13 protein-coding genes are annotated in these 16,747 nt (G+C 41.7%); 8 read left to right on the top strand and 5 right to left on the bottom strand.

Annotated elements, in window-relative coordinates:
* Nucleotide 1: 1 nt before the first annotated feature.
* A complete protein-coding gene (locus GJV22_RS20540; protein ID WP_163718199.1) occupies nucleotides 2-3,223 on the top strand; it encodes an efflux RND transporter permease subunit in 3,222 nt (1,073 codons plus the stop codon).
* Complete coding sequence (locus tag GJV22_RS20535) at nucleotides 3,220-4,509, top strand: TolC family protein (protein WP_163718197.1); 1,290 nt, start codon at nucleotides 3,220-3,222, stop codon at nucleotides 4,507-4,509. Before GJV22_RS20540 ends, GJV22_RS20535 begins: the two co-directional genes overlap by 4 nt.
* A 3-nt stretch (nucleotides 4,510-4,512) precedes the next feature.
* Here GJV22_RS20535 and yiaK read toward each other — a convergent pair whose 3' ends face one another.
* Both yiaK and GJV22_RS20525 read right to left on the bottom strand, forming a co-directional pair.
* Nucleotides 4,513-5,529, bottom strand: a complete 1,017-nt coding sequence (yiaK, locus tag GJV22_RS20530) for a 3-dehydro-L-gulonate 2-dehydrogenase (protein WP_163718195.1) — start codon at nucleotides 5,527-5,529, stop codon at nucleotides 4,513-4,515.
* Nucleotides 5,530-5,534: 5 nt separating this feature from the next.
* Nucleotides 5,535-6,224: an aspartate/glutamate racemase family protein gene (locus GJV22_RS20525; RefSeq protein ID WP_163718193.1), complete on the bottom strand. Its 690-nt coding sequence runs from the start codon at nucleotides 6,222-6,224 to the stop codon at nucleotides 5,535-5,537.
* Between the two features lie 256 nt (nucleotides 6,225-6,480).
* Here GJV22_RS20525 and GJV22_RS20520 point away from each other — a divergent pair, with 256 nt between their 5' ends.
* Nucleotides 6,481-7,518 (top strand): ATP-dependent 6-phosphofructokinase, encoded by a 1,038-nt coding sequence (locus tag GJV22_RS20520; protein ID WP_163718191.1) that lies wholly within the window; start codon nucleotides 6,481-6,483, stop codon nucleotides 7,516-7,518.
* 46 nt (nucleotides 7,519-7,564) lie between these two features.
* Here GJV22_RS20520 and GJV22_RS20515 read toward each other — a convergent pair whose 3' ends face one another.
* From GJV22_RS20515 to GJV22_RS20505, 3 genes are read right to left on the bottom strand one after another with little or no spacing between them, the layout of a single operon-like run.
* Nucleotides 7,565-7,933, bottom strand: a complete 369-nt coding sequence (locus tag GJV22_RS20515; protein ID WP_163718189.1) for a sulfite exporter TauE/SafE family protein — start codon at nucleotides 7,931-7,933, stop codon at nucleotides 7,565-7,567.
* A 21-nt stretch (nucleotides 7,934-7,954) separates the two neighbouring features.
* Nucleotides 7,955-8,665, bottom strand: coding sequence for a response regulator transcription factor (locus GJV22_RS20510; protein WP_163718187.1), 711 nt, complete (start codon nucleotides 8,663-8,665; stop codon nucleotides 7,955-7,957).
* 1 nt (nucleotide 8,666) lies between these two features.
* Entirely contained in the window at nucleotides 8,667-10,037 is a 1,371-nt protein-coding gene (locus tag GJV22_RS20505) for a sensor histidine kinase (RefSeq protein ID WP_163718184.1), read from the bottom strand.
* A gap of 199 nt (nucleotides 10,038-10,236) precedes the next feature.
* Here GJV22_RS20505 and GJV22_RS20500 point away from each other — a divergent pair, with 199 nt between their 5' ends.
* The 5 genes from GJV22_RS20500 to GJV22_RS20480 all read left to right on the top strand — a co-directional run bounded on the left by GJV22_RS20500 (nucleotide 10,237) and on the right by GJV22_RS20480 (nucleotide 16,719).
* Nucleotides 10,237-11,328: a DUF1573 domain-containing protein gene (locus GJV22_RS20500; RefSeq protein ID WP_163718182.1), complete on the top strand. Its 1,092-nt coding sequence runs from the start codon at nucleotides 10,237-10,239 to the stop codon at nucleotides 11,326-11,328.
* A gap of 95 nt (nucleotides 11,329-11,423) precedes the next feature.
* Nucleotides 11,424-12,548 carry a methylmalonyl Co-A mutase-associated GTPase MeaB gene (meaB, locus tag GJV22_RS20495; protein WP_205461984.1) on the top strand — a complete coding sequence of 375 codons (1,125 nt, stop codon included), beginning with the start codon at nucleotides 11,424-11,426 and terminating at the stop codon, nucleotides 12,546-12,548.
* 2 nt (nucleotides 12,549-12,550) lie between these two features.
* Complete coding sequence (locus GJV22_RS20490) at nucleotides 12,551-13,648, top strand: TlpA disulfide reductase family protein (protein ID WP_163718178.1); 1,098 nt, start codon at nucleotides 12,551-12,553, stop codon at nucleotides 13,646-13,648.
* 148 nt (nucleotides 13,649-13,796) lie between these two features.
* Nucleotides 13,797-15,188, top strand: a complete 1,392-nt coding sequence (lpdA, locus tag GJV22_RS20485; RefSeq protein ID WP_163718176.1) for a dihydrolipoyl dehydrogenase — start codon at nucleotides 13,797-13,799, stop codon at nucleotides 15,186-15,188.
* 181 nt (nucleotides 15,189-15,369) lie between these two features.
* Nucleotides 15,370-16,719 carry an OmpP1/FadL family transporter gene (locus GJV22_RS20480; RefSeq protein ID WP_163718175.1) on the top strand — a complete coding sequence of 450 codons (1,350 nt, stop codon included), beginning with the start codon at nucleotides 15,370-15,372 and terminating at the stop codon, nucleotides 16,717-16,719.
* Nucleotides 16,720-16,747 lie beyond the last annotated feature (28 nt).

Genomic DNA, 16,747 nt, shown 5'->3' with positions numbered 1-16,747 from the left:
CATGAGAAAAATTGTTGAAATTTTTGTTCGCTTTCCGTTTTATGCCAACCTCATTGTCGTGTTTTTAGTCGTCGTTGGAGGTATTAGTTTGGCTACGATGAAGTTGTCGTTCTTTCCTGAACGTCCCTCTAAAAATATTTATGTCCGTGTTTCTTACCCCGGTGCTTCACCCGTAGAAATGGAGGAAGGTGTAACCAGCCGGATCGAAGAGGCAGTGCGTGGTATTCCCGGTATTTATGAAATTACCTCCACGAGTGCAGAAAACTCAGCCAGTGTGCAGATTGAAATTACAGGCGATATTAATATTGACGAAACACTGATTGAGGTGAAAAATGCAGTCGACGGAATTTCGTCTTTTCCGACGGCGGCAGAGCGGCCAATCGTTTACAAGCAGCGAACAACATCTCCGGCCGCACGGCTAATCGTTACCGGTGAAGTCGATTTGCTGACTTTAAAAGACTATGCCCAGCAAATTGAAGAAGATTTTTTATCATCAGGTTACATCAGCCAGGTTTCGCTGTCCGGTTATCCCGATCTGGAAATTTCAGTTGAAGCCCATGAAGAGACTCTGTTGCGGTACGGAATTACCTTTAGTCAGTTGCAAAATGCAATAAGCCAAAATAACAAAGACGTTTCCGGTGGTCAGTTGCGCTCACAAAATGAAGAACTATTGATTCGTTTGCGTTCGCGAAGTGCCGATCCGAATAAAATAGGTGACATCATTTTGAAGGCAAATACCGACGGGAGTGTTATTCGGATTCGTGATGTGGCCGCGGTGAAAATGAAGTTTTCTGATCTTTCTCCGAATAAGTCGTTGGAACAAGGAAACCCGGTCATTAGTATTTCGGTATCGAAATTGATTTCCGAAGACCTGGGGGATATTGATGAATACATTCAGAACTACGTTAAAACATTTAACGAAAAGACCAAAGGCGTTGAATTAATCACGACCCGATCATTTATTGATTTGCTGAAAAGTCGTCTGGATTTGTTGCTGTTCAATGGCGGACAAGGACTTTTTCTGGTCATCGTCTTTTTGGCGCTGATGCTTAGTTTCAGGCTTTCTTTTTGGGTTGCCTGGGGAATACCTTCTTCCTTTTTGGCGATGTTTATTGTCGCGAATCTGGCAGGGATTACCATTAATATGATTTCCCTCTTCGGGATGATTTTGGTGATTGGTATTTTGGTGGACGATGGAATTGTCATCGGGGAGAACATCTTTCAACATTTTGAACGGGGCAAAAGTCCGATTCAAGCTGCGGTTGACGGAACGGTCGAAGTGGTCCCGGCTGTAATTACATCGGTTTTGACAACTGTTGTTGCGTTTTCGCCCTTGTTTTTTATTTCCGGAAATATGGAAATGATGTTTGAAATGGCTTTCATTGTCTGTGTTAGTTTGCTCTTTTCGCTGTTCGAGAGCTTTTTCGTTTTACCTGCTCACATCGGTAATGTACATGTGTTAAATCCAGCTAAGTTGAACAGGCAGCCTAAAGGCCTAAAAAAATACACGGAGCGTTTCTTTAGTTGGTTACGCGATTATGCTTACGACCGGGTTTTAAAATTAGTCATTGAGTGGCGATATATTGTCATTTTTATTCCGGTTGCCATGCTGGTCATCACTTTCGGAATGTTGGGAGGTCAGATCATCAAAACCACTTTCTTCCCGCGCATGGAGTTTGACTCCTTCAATGTTAATATTGCGTTTGTTCCCGGCTCGGGTGAAACGCAGACGATGGCTTACCTGCAGCGTTTTGAAGATGCTGTTTGGCAAGTGAATGATGACCTGAAAAAAGATTATAACGATTCGCTAGATATTATAGAATATTGTACCGTTAATCTCGGTTCTGCTTTCGATCGCTCTGAGAGTGGCACACATACAGGGAACGTTTTCGTTTCGCCAAGGAATTCGGAAGAAACAGGTATTAGTTCGTACGAAATTATCAACCGTGTGCGCGAGAAAATCGGACCGGTCCCGGAGGCTGTGAAATATTCGATTGGTGCACGAAGCCGATTTGGTGATCCGGTGTCTATCGGATTGCAATCGCGGCATCCGGAAGAGTTGGAGTTAGCGCAGGCTTTTTTAATTGATCGTTTGCAGAAAATGCCGCAATTGAAAGATGTGGTAAATACCAACGCACTCGGGAAACAGGAAATTCGACTGAAATTGAAACCGAAAGCGTACATGCTGGGTTTCAACGAAGGCACTGTGTCGGAGCAGGTTCGTCAAGGTTTTTATGGCGGGCAGGCGCAACGATTGCAGGTAGGACGAGACGAACTGCGGGTTTGGGTGCGTTACCCGGCTGAGGATCGGGAGCGAATTGGGCAGTTGGAAAATATGAAACTAAAATCAAGTGCCGGTGAATTTCCTTTAATTGAGCTGGTTGATTATGAGATGAAACGTGGACCGGTAAACATTCAACGGTTTAATGGCCGGCGCGAAATTCGGGTGAATGCCGATTTGCTGGATCCGGATGCCTCGGTGACTGAGATTTTAGAGCAAGTGAAACGAGAGATTATTCCGGACCTGAATCTCACTTATCCCGGGATTCATGTGGAATATCAAGGGCAGCAGCGGGAAAGTCAACGGAATATGAACGATATTATGGTGTTGTTCCCAATGGCATTTTTGGCCATCATTTTTATTCTCATGATTAATTTCCGTTCATTCGAACAGCCCCTGATCATTTTGGTTATGATACCGATATCGATTCTTGGAGCAGTCTGGGGACACGGAATTCACGGGAAACCAGTTTCCATTTTAAGTTTGTGGGGGATTGTCGCTCTTTCCGGAGTTGTGATCAACGACTCGGTGGTGATGCTTTCCAAGTTCAACTCGTTAATTGAAGAAGGGTTTAAAGTGAAAGAAGCGATACTGGAAGCGGGTAAATCGCGTTTGCGTCCCATTATACTGACCACTTTAACAACTTCGGCTGGCTTGTTCCCGCTGGTGCTTGAAAGGAGTTTTCAGGCTCAATTTCTAATTCCGATGGCTATTTCACTGGTTTATGGTGTTTTCTTCGGGACCATTTTTATTCTTTTGTTTTTCCCCGCGTTGGTGATTGTACTGAATGATGTTCGGCGCATAGTCAGAAAGCTTTATCACGGAAGGGAGTTTTCGCGCGAAGAAGTTGAAATTGCTTATTTAAACAGCTTGCGTCGTAACGAAGGAAAAACTCCGGCAGAAATCAAGGCAATGCAAAAATCAAGAAACGATCAACTATGAAATATTACGCTATAATCTTTTTTGTTCTGCTTGCGGTTGCATCTAACGCGCAGGGTCAGCTAAGCCTGTCGGATGCGATTCGCATTTCACTTGAAAATAATTATGATTTGGAAATTCAGCGAAATGATGAATTGATTGCTAAGGTGCAAAATACCTGGGGGGCTGCCGGGCGCTATCCTTACATTGATTTGTCGGCGGAAGCGCGCACGAATTATAACATTAATGAAAACGATAATTTCCTGCAAAATCAATATGTAGGCTCAGCAACACTTGGGTGGACTTTATTTGATGGGTTTTCGGTGAAATTGAATAAACAGCGGCTTAACGAGCTGGAAACTTTATCGGGACAAAACACCGGGTTGATGGTGGAAAGCACGATTCAGTCAGTCATCCTGGCCTATTATTCCGTCCTGCTTCAAAAAGAAAAACTGGATGTTTACGAAGAAGTCATGCAGTTGTCCGAAGATTTATATAATAAGTCGGCTTTTCAAAAGGAAATAGGTTCGGCGGTAACTTACGATGTTCTTCAGGCTCAGAATGCTTATCTCGAGGATAAATCGTCTTACTTGCTGCAACAGGTCAGTTATAAAAGTTCCTTACGCGATTTGCAGTTTCTTATGGCAACTGATTCGTTGGTTGATTATGAATTGACGGATGATTTTGAGGCGATTCCAATTGAATACCAGTTGGATGAATTGGAGGAAGCGATGTTGGCCAATAACAAAAGTTTGAAGAACCAGTATATTAACCAGAATTTATTGAAGAATGCAGTTTCCTCGGCGAAAAGTGATTTCTATCCAAGGTTGAGTTTTGCCGGTGGGGCAACAGCTTCGCGTACCGGAGTTGATTACGAAACGCAAGGTGTGAACTGGAGCAATATGAATAATTTCTATGGTAACTTTACGCTTAGCTTTAATTTATTTGGTGGTGGTGCCAAAAAGCGTGCAAAGCAGATTGCCGAAATAGAACAGCAGTCCGGTGATGTGAGCTTGGTGCAAATGAAACATGAACTGAATAACCAACTGAATAATGTCTACGAATTTTACGAGGTTCGGAAAGAGTTGCTGGATGTCGCGCGGGAAAATATGGAAACTGCGAAGCTGAATTTACAGATTAGTCGGGAAAAATATGAAAGTGGAAGTATCAATTCCTTCAACTTTCGCGATGTGCAAAATCTTTATCTGAATGTTGCGTTAGGTGAGCTGGAAGCCATTTATCAGTTCGTCGATATCCATACGAATCTGTTGCGCCTCACAGGAGGTATCATTCAACAATATAGCGAATAGTATTTACAAGGAAGAAATCCGTTCCCAAACAGCACGGTTAACCGGAATGCCGTGCTTCAGGTTTTTTTCTCTGATTTCTTTTCTGTTCTGACCGGGGTAGCGAACTGGTTTGTTGGCCGACAGAGATTCTGTTGATTGATAGTCCTGAATAATTTCTTCGATGGTCGATTCGATCGCCGGGAAATTGGCTAACTTTTGCAGGTCAATACAAATAAAAGCTTGTGAAACTCCGTATTCCTCTTGTCCGTTTGCTGTGATCTTGTGTGTGGCAAGACCACCGGAAAGAATACTTGCCAGGATGTCAAGCAACAACGAAAGGGCCGATCCTTTCCAAAATCCGATCGGCAGGGCACGTCCTCCCTCCAAGATATCGTTGGGGCTTTTTGTTAGTTCACCACTAGCGGAATAGCCTCCGGGCTGGGGTAATTCGCCACCAAAATTGCTGACTTCCTTGAGTTTGCCGAACGAGTATTGCGAAAGGGCCATGTCCAATAAAATTGCATCCTGTCGAAATGGAACTGCAAAAACGATTGGGTTGTTGCCCAGTTTGCTTTGGGCAGACCCCCATGGTGGTAAGTTGGCGATGGTGTTCGTCCAGCCGATAAACGCAAATCCTTTTTCGGCACATTGAAGGCCATACGTTCCACCGCGCATCCAATGGTTGGTGTTGGCAAGACTTACCAAACCCATCCCAGATTTTCGGGCCAGTTCCATACTTCGAGCTGCTGCATGCAGCGCATTAAGAGGTCCGGGGCCGAGATTCCCGTCCCACTGCTCTATATTTCCAAAGGAATGAATGAGACTTGGTTTCTCCTGTGGTTTGACATAGCCTTTACGGATATGTCTCACAAAACGGGAAAACCGGTTGACACCATGAGAGTAGATTCCTTCCAGACTATTTTTCGTGAATATTTCAGCGCACTTAAGCGCTACATCCGGTTCTACCTTTTCACGAACCAAAACATCAAAGAATGTTTGCTGCATCTCGGCAGCCTGAATATAAATGGCTGATGTTGTCATTTTGATTAGTCTAAGGCAAAGTTTACCGCGGCTTTGGCGTGGATTTCTGTTGTGTTGAAAACCGGTATCGAAACATCTTCGGGTTTAATCAATAACGGAATTTCAGTGCATCCCAATACGATTCCTTGAGCCCCTTGTGAAACAAGTTGATCGATTATGGCAAGAAACCGTTTTTTACTATCCGGCAAAAACTGATTTTTCAATAGCTCTTCGCTAATACATTGGTGGATGAAAGCACGATCGTCGGCGTCGGGAGTCAGCGTTTCAATACCGGACTCAGCAAGTTTATTCTGATAGAAGTCTAACTCCATTGTATATTTAGTTCCCAATAGTCCGACCTTGTTCAGGTCAGCTTTTTTTATCTCAGATGCGGTGGCCTCGCCGATGTGAACCAACGGAATTTTTAAAGCTTGCTGCACATCTTCTGCAAAACGATGCAGTGTGTTGGCACAGAGTAAAATGCCGTCAACCTCTGCAGCTTGCAGTTTTAAAGCAATATGCTTCATTGTTGCCATTATGGAGAACGTATCATTCCGCTGATACATTTTTTCGATATCGGCATAGTTCACCGAGTAGATGATCAATTGGGCTGCATTTAAACCACCAAGTCTCTCGTTCGTAAATTCATTGATTAACCGGTAATATTCAATTGTTGAAACCCATCCGGTTCCTCCGATAAGCCCTAGTGTTCTCATGTTTATGGTATGTTTAGCTTGAATAACTCAGTGTTGTGTAACCGTAAAGTTTATTTAAAGTAAATTAGAAAAAACCTTTCTGGCTTGCAACAGGTTGGGCTAAATTAGCTCTTTTTGAAGGATAGATTTAAAGGAAAGGTTACTTAAAAAAAAACGCGAGCGGTTGAAATTGATTGGGAGATTGCGATTAAAAAGCAAATTAGATTTATTAAATTCGGATGTTATTTGAAATCAACTAAAATCTAAAATTTAAAATATGAACTCCAGTAAAGCAAAGCGAATTGGAATTTTAACAGCAGGAGGTGATTGTCCGGGCTTGAATGCTGCCATACGCGGAGTCGGAAAGACAGCCATTGTTGAATATGGCATGGAAGTGATTGGTTTCACATCTGGTTATTCCGGATTAATTGAAAAAGAATTTGTCGAATTAAAAGAAAATAATTTGTCGGGTATTTTAACCGTTGGAGGGACCATTCTTGGTACGTCGCGTGTTAAACCGTTCAAAGGAGTTAAAGATGGTGATAATGAAAAACCCGAATTAATTAAGCAAAATTACCATGAACTAGGATTGGATGCACTTGTTTGTATCGGTGGCAATGGAACTATGAAAACCGCCAACCGGTTGGCTGAAGAGGGTTTGAATGTTATCGGCATCCCCAAAACAATTGATAATGATGTTTGGGGAACGGATGTTACTTTTGGATTCGACTCAGCGTTGAATATTGCAACAGAAGCGATTGACCGTTTGCATACAACCGCGAACTCCCACCAGCGGGTTATGATTATAGAGGTGATGGGGCATCATGCCGGATGGATCGCTCTTTATGCCGGTATGGCAGGTGGTGGTGATATTATTTTATTGCCGGAGTTGGAGTATAACATTCGTTCTGTCTGCAAAAAAATTGAAGAACGCTACGAAAGTAAAAAGGCCTATTCAATCGTCGTGGTCGCAGAAGGGATTGCCCATCCAAAGGAAACGTCGGCAGCGAGCCATTTAGCTGAGGCGATACAAACCTACACCGGAATAGAAACCCGTGAAACAGTTTTGGGTTATATTCAGCGTGGAGGAAGTCCAACACCGATGGACCGGATTCTGGCAACACGTTACGGAGCGTATGCTGCTGAATGTATTGCAAAAGGTGATTTCGGAACGATGGTAGCTGTTCGAAATAACGAGTTGACAACTGTTCCGTTAGTTGAAATCAGCGATAAATTGCGATTGGTTGATCAAAATCATACATTGATTCAAAAAGCGCGTAAAATGGGCGTTTCATTTGGCGATGAATACTTGTAACTATAATTATTCAAAAATGAAGAACCTCGCTTTTGGCGGGGTTTTTTTATTTTGAAAAAATTATTTTGAGTGCGATAAATAGCAGTAATACGCCAAAAGCTTTTCTCAAGATTTTATCGGGAATGTGCGCCGCCCATATGGATCCCAAATAAGCACCAACCAAAAAGGTAACCGAAAGGATGAGGGCGTAGCGCCAGTTGACGTTGCCATTTTTCCAGTATGTCCAGGTGGCTAAAAAAGTTACCGGCGGAAGCATAAAAGCCAGGGTTGTTCCTTGGGCGGTGTGTTGGCTCAACCCGAATAGGAAGATCAAGGCCGGGATAACAACGATTCCTCCTCCGACGCCAAGCGTTCCGCCAAGTAAGCCGGCTGCCAGGCCAACCATAATCAGCAGAAGTATTTGAATGATGGTCATGAGAGTCGTTTTTGGAATACTTTACTTTCGCTCAATTGGTGCATTGAATCGAAACCCGATCCCATGCAGGTTGATGATTTTAATGTTTTCATCACTACCAAGATATTTACGGAGTCGCGAAATAAATACATCCAGACTTCGTCCAAGGTAATAATCATCAGATCCCCAGACGTTTTTTAGAATGTCTGAGCGACTGAGTACGGTGTTTGGATTTTCGCAAAAATAGCGCAGTAATTCTGCTTCTTTGTAGGTCAGTGTTCTCTTTTCCTCTCCCTTTTGGAGCGTGAGATTATCGAAAAAGAAATCAAAATGGCCAACACGACAAATCGTCAATTCTTCGTTTTCCTCACCTGCCGGGATGCTTCTTTTCAGAAAAACTTTAATCCGCATCAACAATTCTTCCATGCTAAACGGCTTGGTGATGTAATCATCGCCACCAATTGAGAATCCGTTGATTTTATCTTCATTGAGTGCTTTTGCAGTCAAAAATAAGATGGGGATAATTTCGTTGTTTTCTCTGATTTTTTTTGCCAGCGAAAAGCCGTCTAGTTTCGGCATCATGACATCCAACAGACACAAGTCGAATTCTTCGTCGTTGAATTTCTTTAAAGCGGTTTCTCCATCCTCAGCAGCAGTAACTGTGTATCCGGCTTCTTCCAGGTTATCACGAATGATGAAGTTTAACGTTTTGTCGTCTTCTGCCAGCAGAATTTTTTTTCCTGTGAAATTCATATTACTTAGGAATGATTATCGTAAAAATAGTACCTTTTGGTGAATTATCCTGCACATCAATTTTCCAATGATGGAATTCAACCATTTTTCTCACATAGTCCAGCCCCAAACCAAAACCTTTAACATCGTGAATGTCGCCGGTTGGAATTCTGAAAAAACGCCCAAATATTTTTTTTCGGTACTCTTTTGGAATTCCGATGCCGTTATCGGCAAATTTTAAATAGGTCGTATGTTTTTCCTTGGTCAAGCTAACCATGATATTGGGAGTGTCCTGGCAATATTTAACAGCATTGTCGAGGATGTTGAAAACGATATTTGAGAAATGAAGTGGGTCGGCTTTGATCAGGATATCATTCTGCAGTTGTTTAAAATGAATGAAATCAGTGTCACCCTCCTGGCTTCCCTTAAACTCCCGAATTGTCTTCTCTATGAATTCATTCAACCAAATTTCCTGTTTGTCTAGTTGGATAATATCTTTTTCGACACTGGCCATTTGCAATACCTTTTCAACCTGTAAGGTTAAACGATCAGTTTGCTCACCAACAATACGGGCATAATCTGTCAGCCGCTTGGGATGATTAATAATTTTGGGGTCTTCCAGAACTCGCGCTGATAGTCGAATCGCAGCGATGGGGGTCTTGAATTCATGGGTGAGGTTGTTGATGAAATTCTTTTGAATCTCACTTAATTGCCGCTGTCGGAAAATAATATAAAGCGTATATCCAAAAAATAAAATCACGATGATCAGAAAGCCGTTAACCATGTACCAGGCTTGAACATGACTGCTATAATACTGGCTCCGGTTTGGGAAATAAACACCGAAATAATAAGTGTACTTATCGCAGGTTGGAAGTGCCGGCCTTGATATCTTAGCTGGTTTCAAGGCATAGTGGTTCTCAAAAATTTCTTCATCAGTAAGCGCCAGCGGGTCCGGGTCGGTAGGGATGTACGGACTTCGAACGATACTGTCTTTATCTGCTGAATAAGAAATTCCATACATCATCTGATTGGTTTCACAATCGTATATGGCATATTCAAAATCAAGATCAATGTTTAGTCGTTTAAATTCAACAAGTAACAGATGTTCCAGTAAGGTTGGATTGATAACGTCATTGACATTGACAACATAATAGTTGTTGGAAATTTGATCGACTGAATTATAGGGGTCGTAATTACTATGATAGCCCTGGGTCTTTGTCGCGTAATCAACCAGACTTTGGGCGACATTTTTTAGTGCTTGTGTGGTCGATTCATGGAATTTACGTTCGTTCATGTCAACCGTATTTTTCAGGAAAAAGAACTGAATAATTAGAATTCCCAAGACCGAAAAAGTGGCTAGAATAACGATGACACGAATAGTATTTCTTCCCATAAACGCCTAATAATTAACCTTTGAACATGCGAAGCTAGATTAATTTTCAATAGTAAATAACGTTGTTAACATTTCATTAACAAATGTTTGGCGCAATTAACAGCATTTGCTATTGAGCTTTCTTAGCTTTGTAATAGAAGTTACTGGTTTTACGCAAGAAAGAAAGTTATACCAAACTATATTTACGAAAAACATGCCTATGAAAGCGAGATTCTTACTTCTGGTTATTACCCTTTCTGTATTGGTAGGGGAATTAAGAGCTCAATCTTCCCAAGCCAAAATTGTATTTGAAACAACTGAGCACGATTTTGGTAGTTTCAAAGAAGCAGCAGGTCCGCAAGCTTATAATTTTGCATTTCAGAATAGTGGTGCTACACCGTTAATTTTGAATAATGTACAGGCTTCGTGCGGTTGTACGACTCCTGAGTGGACCAAAAAACCAATTGCTCCGGGAGAAAAAGGGTTTATTAAAGTGAGTTACAATCCGGCAAATCGCCCGGGAGCTTTTAATAAATCGATCACTGTTACCAGTAATGGTGAAACACCCAGAACAATCTTAAGGATTAAAGGGACAGTCGAGCAACGTGAAAAAACAATTGCAGAACTTTATCCGCGTGAGATTGGGCCGGTAAGAGCAAAATCGAACCACATTGCTTTTGTGAAAATTAAGGAGAATGAAGTGGCTACCGACAGTCTTGAAATCGTTAATGACTCGGACAGTCCGGTGAGTTTAGATTTTAAAACACCTCCTGAAAATTTAACGGTAAAAGTTGTTCCTGCTACTTTGCAACCAAAGGAAAAAGGGAGTGTTATTGTTACTTACGATGCTTCCAAAGTCAACACGTATGGTTTTGTGATGCACCGAATTTATTTGAATGTGGACGGGAAAGCGGATTATCGCAACTCAATTGGTGTCTCGGCAACAATTGAAGAAGATTTTTCAGCTTTAACTCCTGAAGAACTGGCGACTGCTCCGGTAGCTACATTCAATGACGAAACACACGATTTTGGTGATATTAAAGAAGGTGATAAAGTGGAATGTGTTTTCAACCTTAAAAATACAGGCACACGCGATTTGATTATTCGCAATGTGAAAACTTCTTGTGGTTGTACTGCTGTAACGCCTGAGAAAAAAATAATCGGGGCTGATGAGTCTGTACCATTGAAGGTGGTTTTCAATTCAAAAGGAAAGCGTGGTCGTCAGAATAAAGCGATTACGGTAATTACAAATGATCCTAAGAATCCGACAACAATTTTGCGCATTTCAACCAATGTACAAACAGCCGGATAACTGAAATATTTGAGCAATTGCTGAGCCGCTTCTAATTAAGGAGCGGCTTGTTTTTTTTATCGTTCCCGAAGTTTTAACTTCGTAAAAATTTTAGAATGATGGCAGATAAAGAGCACCAACATATAGAGAATGATGAAGCCTATAAAGGGTTGAATGTGAATCGTGGCATTGAACAACCTGAAATTTTCGATGAAAATTCGATTCAACGTTTTCTGAAAAATAAGAAAAAACACAAACTGACAGTTGATGATTATGTGAATGGGATACGCGAAGGGAACAGAACCATTTTAAGTAAGGCTGTTACACTTGTCGAAAGTTCTAAAGTTGAACATCAGCAAATTGCGCAGCAGATTATCATGAAGTGTTTGTCTTACAGCGGGAAATCGATTCGGATTGGGATTACCGGAGTTCCGGGGGTTGGGAAAAGTACCTTCATCGAATCAACCGGTAAGTATATTACTTCATTGGGACACAAGTTGGCGGTACTGGCGATTGATCCCAGTAGCGAGCGTTCCAAAGGAAGTATTTTGGGCGATAAAACCCGGATGGAGGAATTGTCCGTTGATCCGAATGCTTATATCCGTCCTTCGCCCTCTGCTGGCTCGTTGGGAGGTGTTGCCCGCAAAACCCGCGAAACAATTATCCTTTGTGAAGCTGCTGGGTTCGATGTTATTTTTATTGAAACCGTGGGGGTGGGACAGAGTGAAACGGTTGTCCATTCTATGGTCGATTTTTTCCTTTTGTTAATGCTTTCGGGAGCTGGTGACGAGTTGCAGGGAATCAAGCGCGGAATCATGGAGATGGCCGATGCGATTACAATTAATAAAGCCGATGGCGATAACGTTGATCGGGCTAATATGGCTCGTGTTCAGTATATGAATGCCTTACATCTTTTTCCCCCAACCGACTCCGGGTGGAAACCTAAAGTATTAACTTGCTCGGCTTACAAAAAGATTGGTATCGATCAGATTTGGCAAACAATCAATGATTATCTTAGCCATGTGAACCAAACTGGTTTTTTCCAGTTTAAACGAAACGAACAAGCCAAATTTTGGATGTATGAAACTATCAATGATCAATTAAAATCAAATTTCTACCAGAATCAGAAAATTAAAGAGCTGCTGGGCACGTTTGAAGGGAAAGTACTGGGTGAAGAGTTAAGTTCATTTGTGGCAGCAAAAGATTTATTAGATACATATTATCAATCTCAAAAAGTATAAGAATGAAAAAATTATTTCCAATCGTCCTGATTTTTATGGTGCTGGCGGCCTGTCAGAGTAATTCGACCAAATACACGGTAAGTGGAAACATTGCCGGACTGGATTCGGGAGAAGTATACTTGGTGAAAGCGCAGGCTGGACAGCCTATTGTGCTTGACACTGCAAAAATTGTGGATGGTTCTTTTAGTTTTGAAGGAACAGCAGTACTTCCGGAATTGAGCTACTTGCGAATCAATCAGCGTGATTATTTCGCACAGTTTTTTCTGGAAAATGCCAAAATTAATGTTGTAAGTTATATCGATAGTTTGCGTGCAACCAAAGTTACCGGTTCGCCAACAACTGATATTTTTAACACCTATGTTGATGAGGTGACCAAACTGAATAAAGATATTCGTGATAACCAATCAAAATATTCCCAAGCTGCGGCTACCGGCAACCAGGAAGAAATGGACAAAATTAAAATCGATATCGAAGCGGCTTCTGATAATATGGAAGTATATGCTAAGAATTTTGTTCGCGAACATAGCAATTCTGTTGTTGGACCTTTCATCGCCCTTTCACAATTGGGCGGTCGTTTGGAGTACGAAGATCTTAAAAGTCTTGTTGATGGTTTCGCACCGGAGTTGGCTGCTTCAGAATATGTGGTGCAGTTGAATAAGATGCTGGAAACACAGTCGAAAACAGCTATCGGCGTTGAGGCTCCGGATTTTACAATGAATGATCCTGAAGGAAATCCGTTTACGCTGTCTTCTCTCCGCGGAAAATACGTATTGGTCGATTTTTGGGCTTCATGGTGTGGCCCTTGTCGTGGTGAAAACCCGAATGTTGTTGCCGCATATAATAAGTATAAAGAAAAAGGTTTCGATATTTTAGGTGTTTCATTGGATCGTGAAAAAGAAGCTTGGTTAAAAGCGATTGACGATGATCATTTAAACTGGCACCAGGTGTCAGACCTGAAATACTGGCAAAATGCCGTTGCCCGTTTGTATGGGGTGAATTCTATTCCACATTCGATATTATTGGATCCTGACGGTAAAATTATTGCTAAAAACCTCAGAGGTGAAGCATTGGATGAAAAGTTAGGAGAACTTTTAAATTAAAATATTAGCCGGTTTAAAAGCCGGCTTTTTTTTGAAATAAAACATCGAATCGACTCGATTCAAATTATTCTTTCGAGAACGATTTTTGCAAAACTTTTTATGACTTTAGATGTTTTCATTACAGTTAAAAAATAACGAAACAACTATTATGAGCTACGATGTATTAGTTATAGGGAGTGGTCCTGGCGGATATGTTGCCGCAATACGGGCGTCCCAGCTAGGTTTTAAAGTTGCCGTGGTCGAAAAAGAAAACCTCGGAGGAATCTGTTTAAACTGGGGATGTATCCCAACAAAATCATTGTTAAAAAGTGCTCAGGCTTATGAGTACGCTATTCATGCTGCCGATTATGGCGTATCTATTTCAGGTGACGTAAAACCTGACTTTGCTGCTATGGTAAAACGTAGTCGCGGAGTGGCCGAAGGCATGAGTAAGGGAATTCAGTTCCTGTTTAAAAAGAACAAAATTGATGTTATCAACGGCTTTGGTAAACTGGCCGGAAAAGGTTCGGTTGAAGTAACCGACGCCGACGGAAAGAAAACGACCGTTTCAGCAAAACATATTATTTTGGCTACCGGCGCGCGTTCGAAAGAATTGCCCAACTTGCCACAAGACGGGAAGAAAATTATTGGATACCGCCAGGCAATGACCCTGCCAAAACAGCCTAAATCAATGGTTGTTGTTGGGTCAGGAGCGATTGGTAGCGAGTTTGCTTATTTCTACCAGTCAATTGGTACTGAAGTGACTTTGGTAGAGTTTTTGCCCAATGTGGTTCCAAATGAAGACGAAGAAGTTTCAAAAACACTGGAGCGTTCATTTAAGAAATCGAAAATGAAGGTGATGGTTGATTCTTCAGTTGAATCGGTTGATACTAATGGTGACCTTTGCAAGGTAAAAGTTAAAACCAAAAAAGGTGTTGAAGAATTGGAAGCTGAGATTGTTTTATCAGCTGTTGGCGTAGCTACGAATATCGAAGGCATTGGTTTGGAAGAACTCGGTGTTAAAACAGATAAAGGAAAAATTATTGTTGATGATTATTACCGGACCAATGTTGAAGGTGTTTATGCAATCGGTGACATTGTACACGGGCCAGCTTTAGCTCACGTTGCGTCTGCAGAAGGAATCACTTGTGTTGAGAAGATTGCCGGGCAAAATCCACATCCCGTTGATTATGGTAACATCCCTGGATGTACTTACACATTGCCTGAAGTTTCGTCTGTTGGTATGACCGAGAAAAAGGCCAAAGAAGCCGGTTATGATGTGAAAGTGGGTAAATTCCCATTTTCTGCCAGCGGTAAAGCAAGTGCTGCCGGTCAAAAAGATGGTTTCGTAAAATTGATTTTCGATGCGAAATACGGCGAACTGTTAGGCGCTCACATGATTGGTGGAAACGTAACTGAAATGATTGCAGAGTTGGTTGTTGCAAAGCGTCTGGAAATTACCGGACACGAATTGATCAAGTCAATTCACCCGCACCCGACTATGAGCGAGGCCATCATGGAAGCGGCAGCTGCTGCTTACGATGAGGTGATCCACTTGTAAGAATATTGTTTAAGCGATAAATTCAAGCCCGGCTGCAAAGTCGGGCTTTTTTGGGTCGCATGTAAATTATAGAATAAATGACTTCATTGTTTGAATATTCTCAAGGAGCTGATCTGCAACATATTTGTTTTGATCATTAGTAAAAAATGATACTTTTGCCGCCCTTACTAACAATATTTTTATGAAAAGAGTTAATTTACTATGTCTCATCTTTTTGCTCACTTTTGGGTCGGCTTTTGCCGGTGGCATTTTAACGAATGCCAATCAAAGTGCGCAGTATATCCGGATGTTGTCCCGGAATGCATCTACCCAGATTGATGGGGTTTATTTTAATCCAGCGGGTTTAACCAGTATGGAGAATGGGTTTCATTTCGCTTTGAATAATCAAAGCCTGTTTCAAACCCGGACCATTGAAAACAGTTTTCCTTTGCTGAACCAATCAAGCTTCGAGGGTGGCTTGACGATTCCCGTTTTTCCTTCTGGTTTTGCTGTTTACAAGAAGGATAAATTGGCGTTGTCTTTTGGGTTCGGAATTAATTCAGGAGGTGGATCAGCCGAATATAAAACCGGCTTGCCCTCATTCGAAGTCCCCATTGCTCAGATTCCTGCTTTGGTGACAGCCATGGGAGTTCCAACCTCAAGTTATTCAGCCGACCTGTATTTCAAGGGACGCTCGGTCTTTTTGGGATTTCAGTTCAACGCGACTTATGAGTTAAGCGACATCATTTCTGTTGCTGGTGGTTTGCGTTACATTAGTGCGGTCAATACCTATGATGGCCACATCACAAATGTCATGATCAATCCGCAGCACCCGTTGGTGAACCCCAGCGGCGGTTTTATGTTGGCAAGCGATTTTTTTACAGCAGTTGGGCAACCAGCCTATGCTGCTGCTACTTCAGATCAAGAAGTTGATGTAAAACAAAAGGGCAAAGGGATTACTCCTATTTTAGGTTTGGATCTTCATCCTTCTGAAGGCCTAAACATTGGTATTCGGTACGAGTTCCGAACCAAATTGGAGATGACCAACGAAACAGAAGTCGATGGTACCGGCATGTTTCCCCACGGTGAAAAATTCCGTAATGACATTCCCGCAATTTTGGGTGCAGGTGTGGATTATCAATTATTCGATAACTTGAAAGTGTCAGCTTCCTATTCAAACTACTTTGACAAAGATGCAAACTGGGATGGAAAAGAAGAAAGTGTTGATAATAACCTGTATGAATTGGCTTTAGGGATGGAATTCCAAATTTCAGATTTCACAACCATTAGTGCCGGATATATGCATACAAAAACAGGTGTGGGGCGTGGTTTTCAATCCGATATTAATTATAGTTTGGATGCTAATTCGGTTGGTTTTGGAGCAATGTTCAAAGTGAATGAAAAATTCGATCTGGATTTGGGTATGCTCTACACAGCTTACCAAGGTGCCTATAAAGAAATTGAATACGAGAATATTGGCACTTTTAAGGAAACTTACGATAAAGTGAATCTTGCTTTTACAATAGGAGTGACTTACCATTTGTTTAAGTAGCAGAACCGAATGAATATAGCGTATAAAA

The organism is Mangrovibacterium lignilyticum (assembly GCF_010882175.1).
Lineage (GTDB): Bacteria > Bacteroidota > Bacteroidia > Bacteroidales > Prolixibacteraceae > Mangrovibacterium > Mangrovibacterium lignilyticum.
This window is presented reverse-complemented; position numbering and strand designations above follow the sequence as displayed.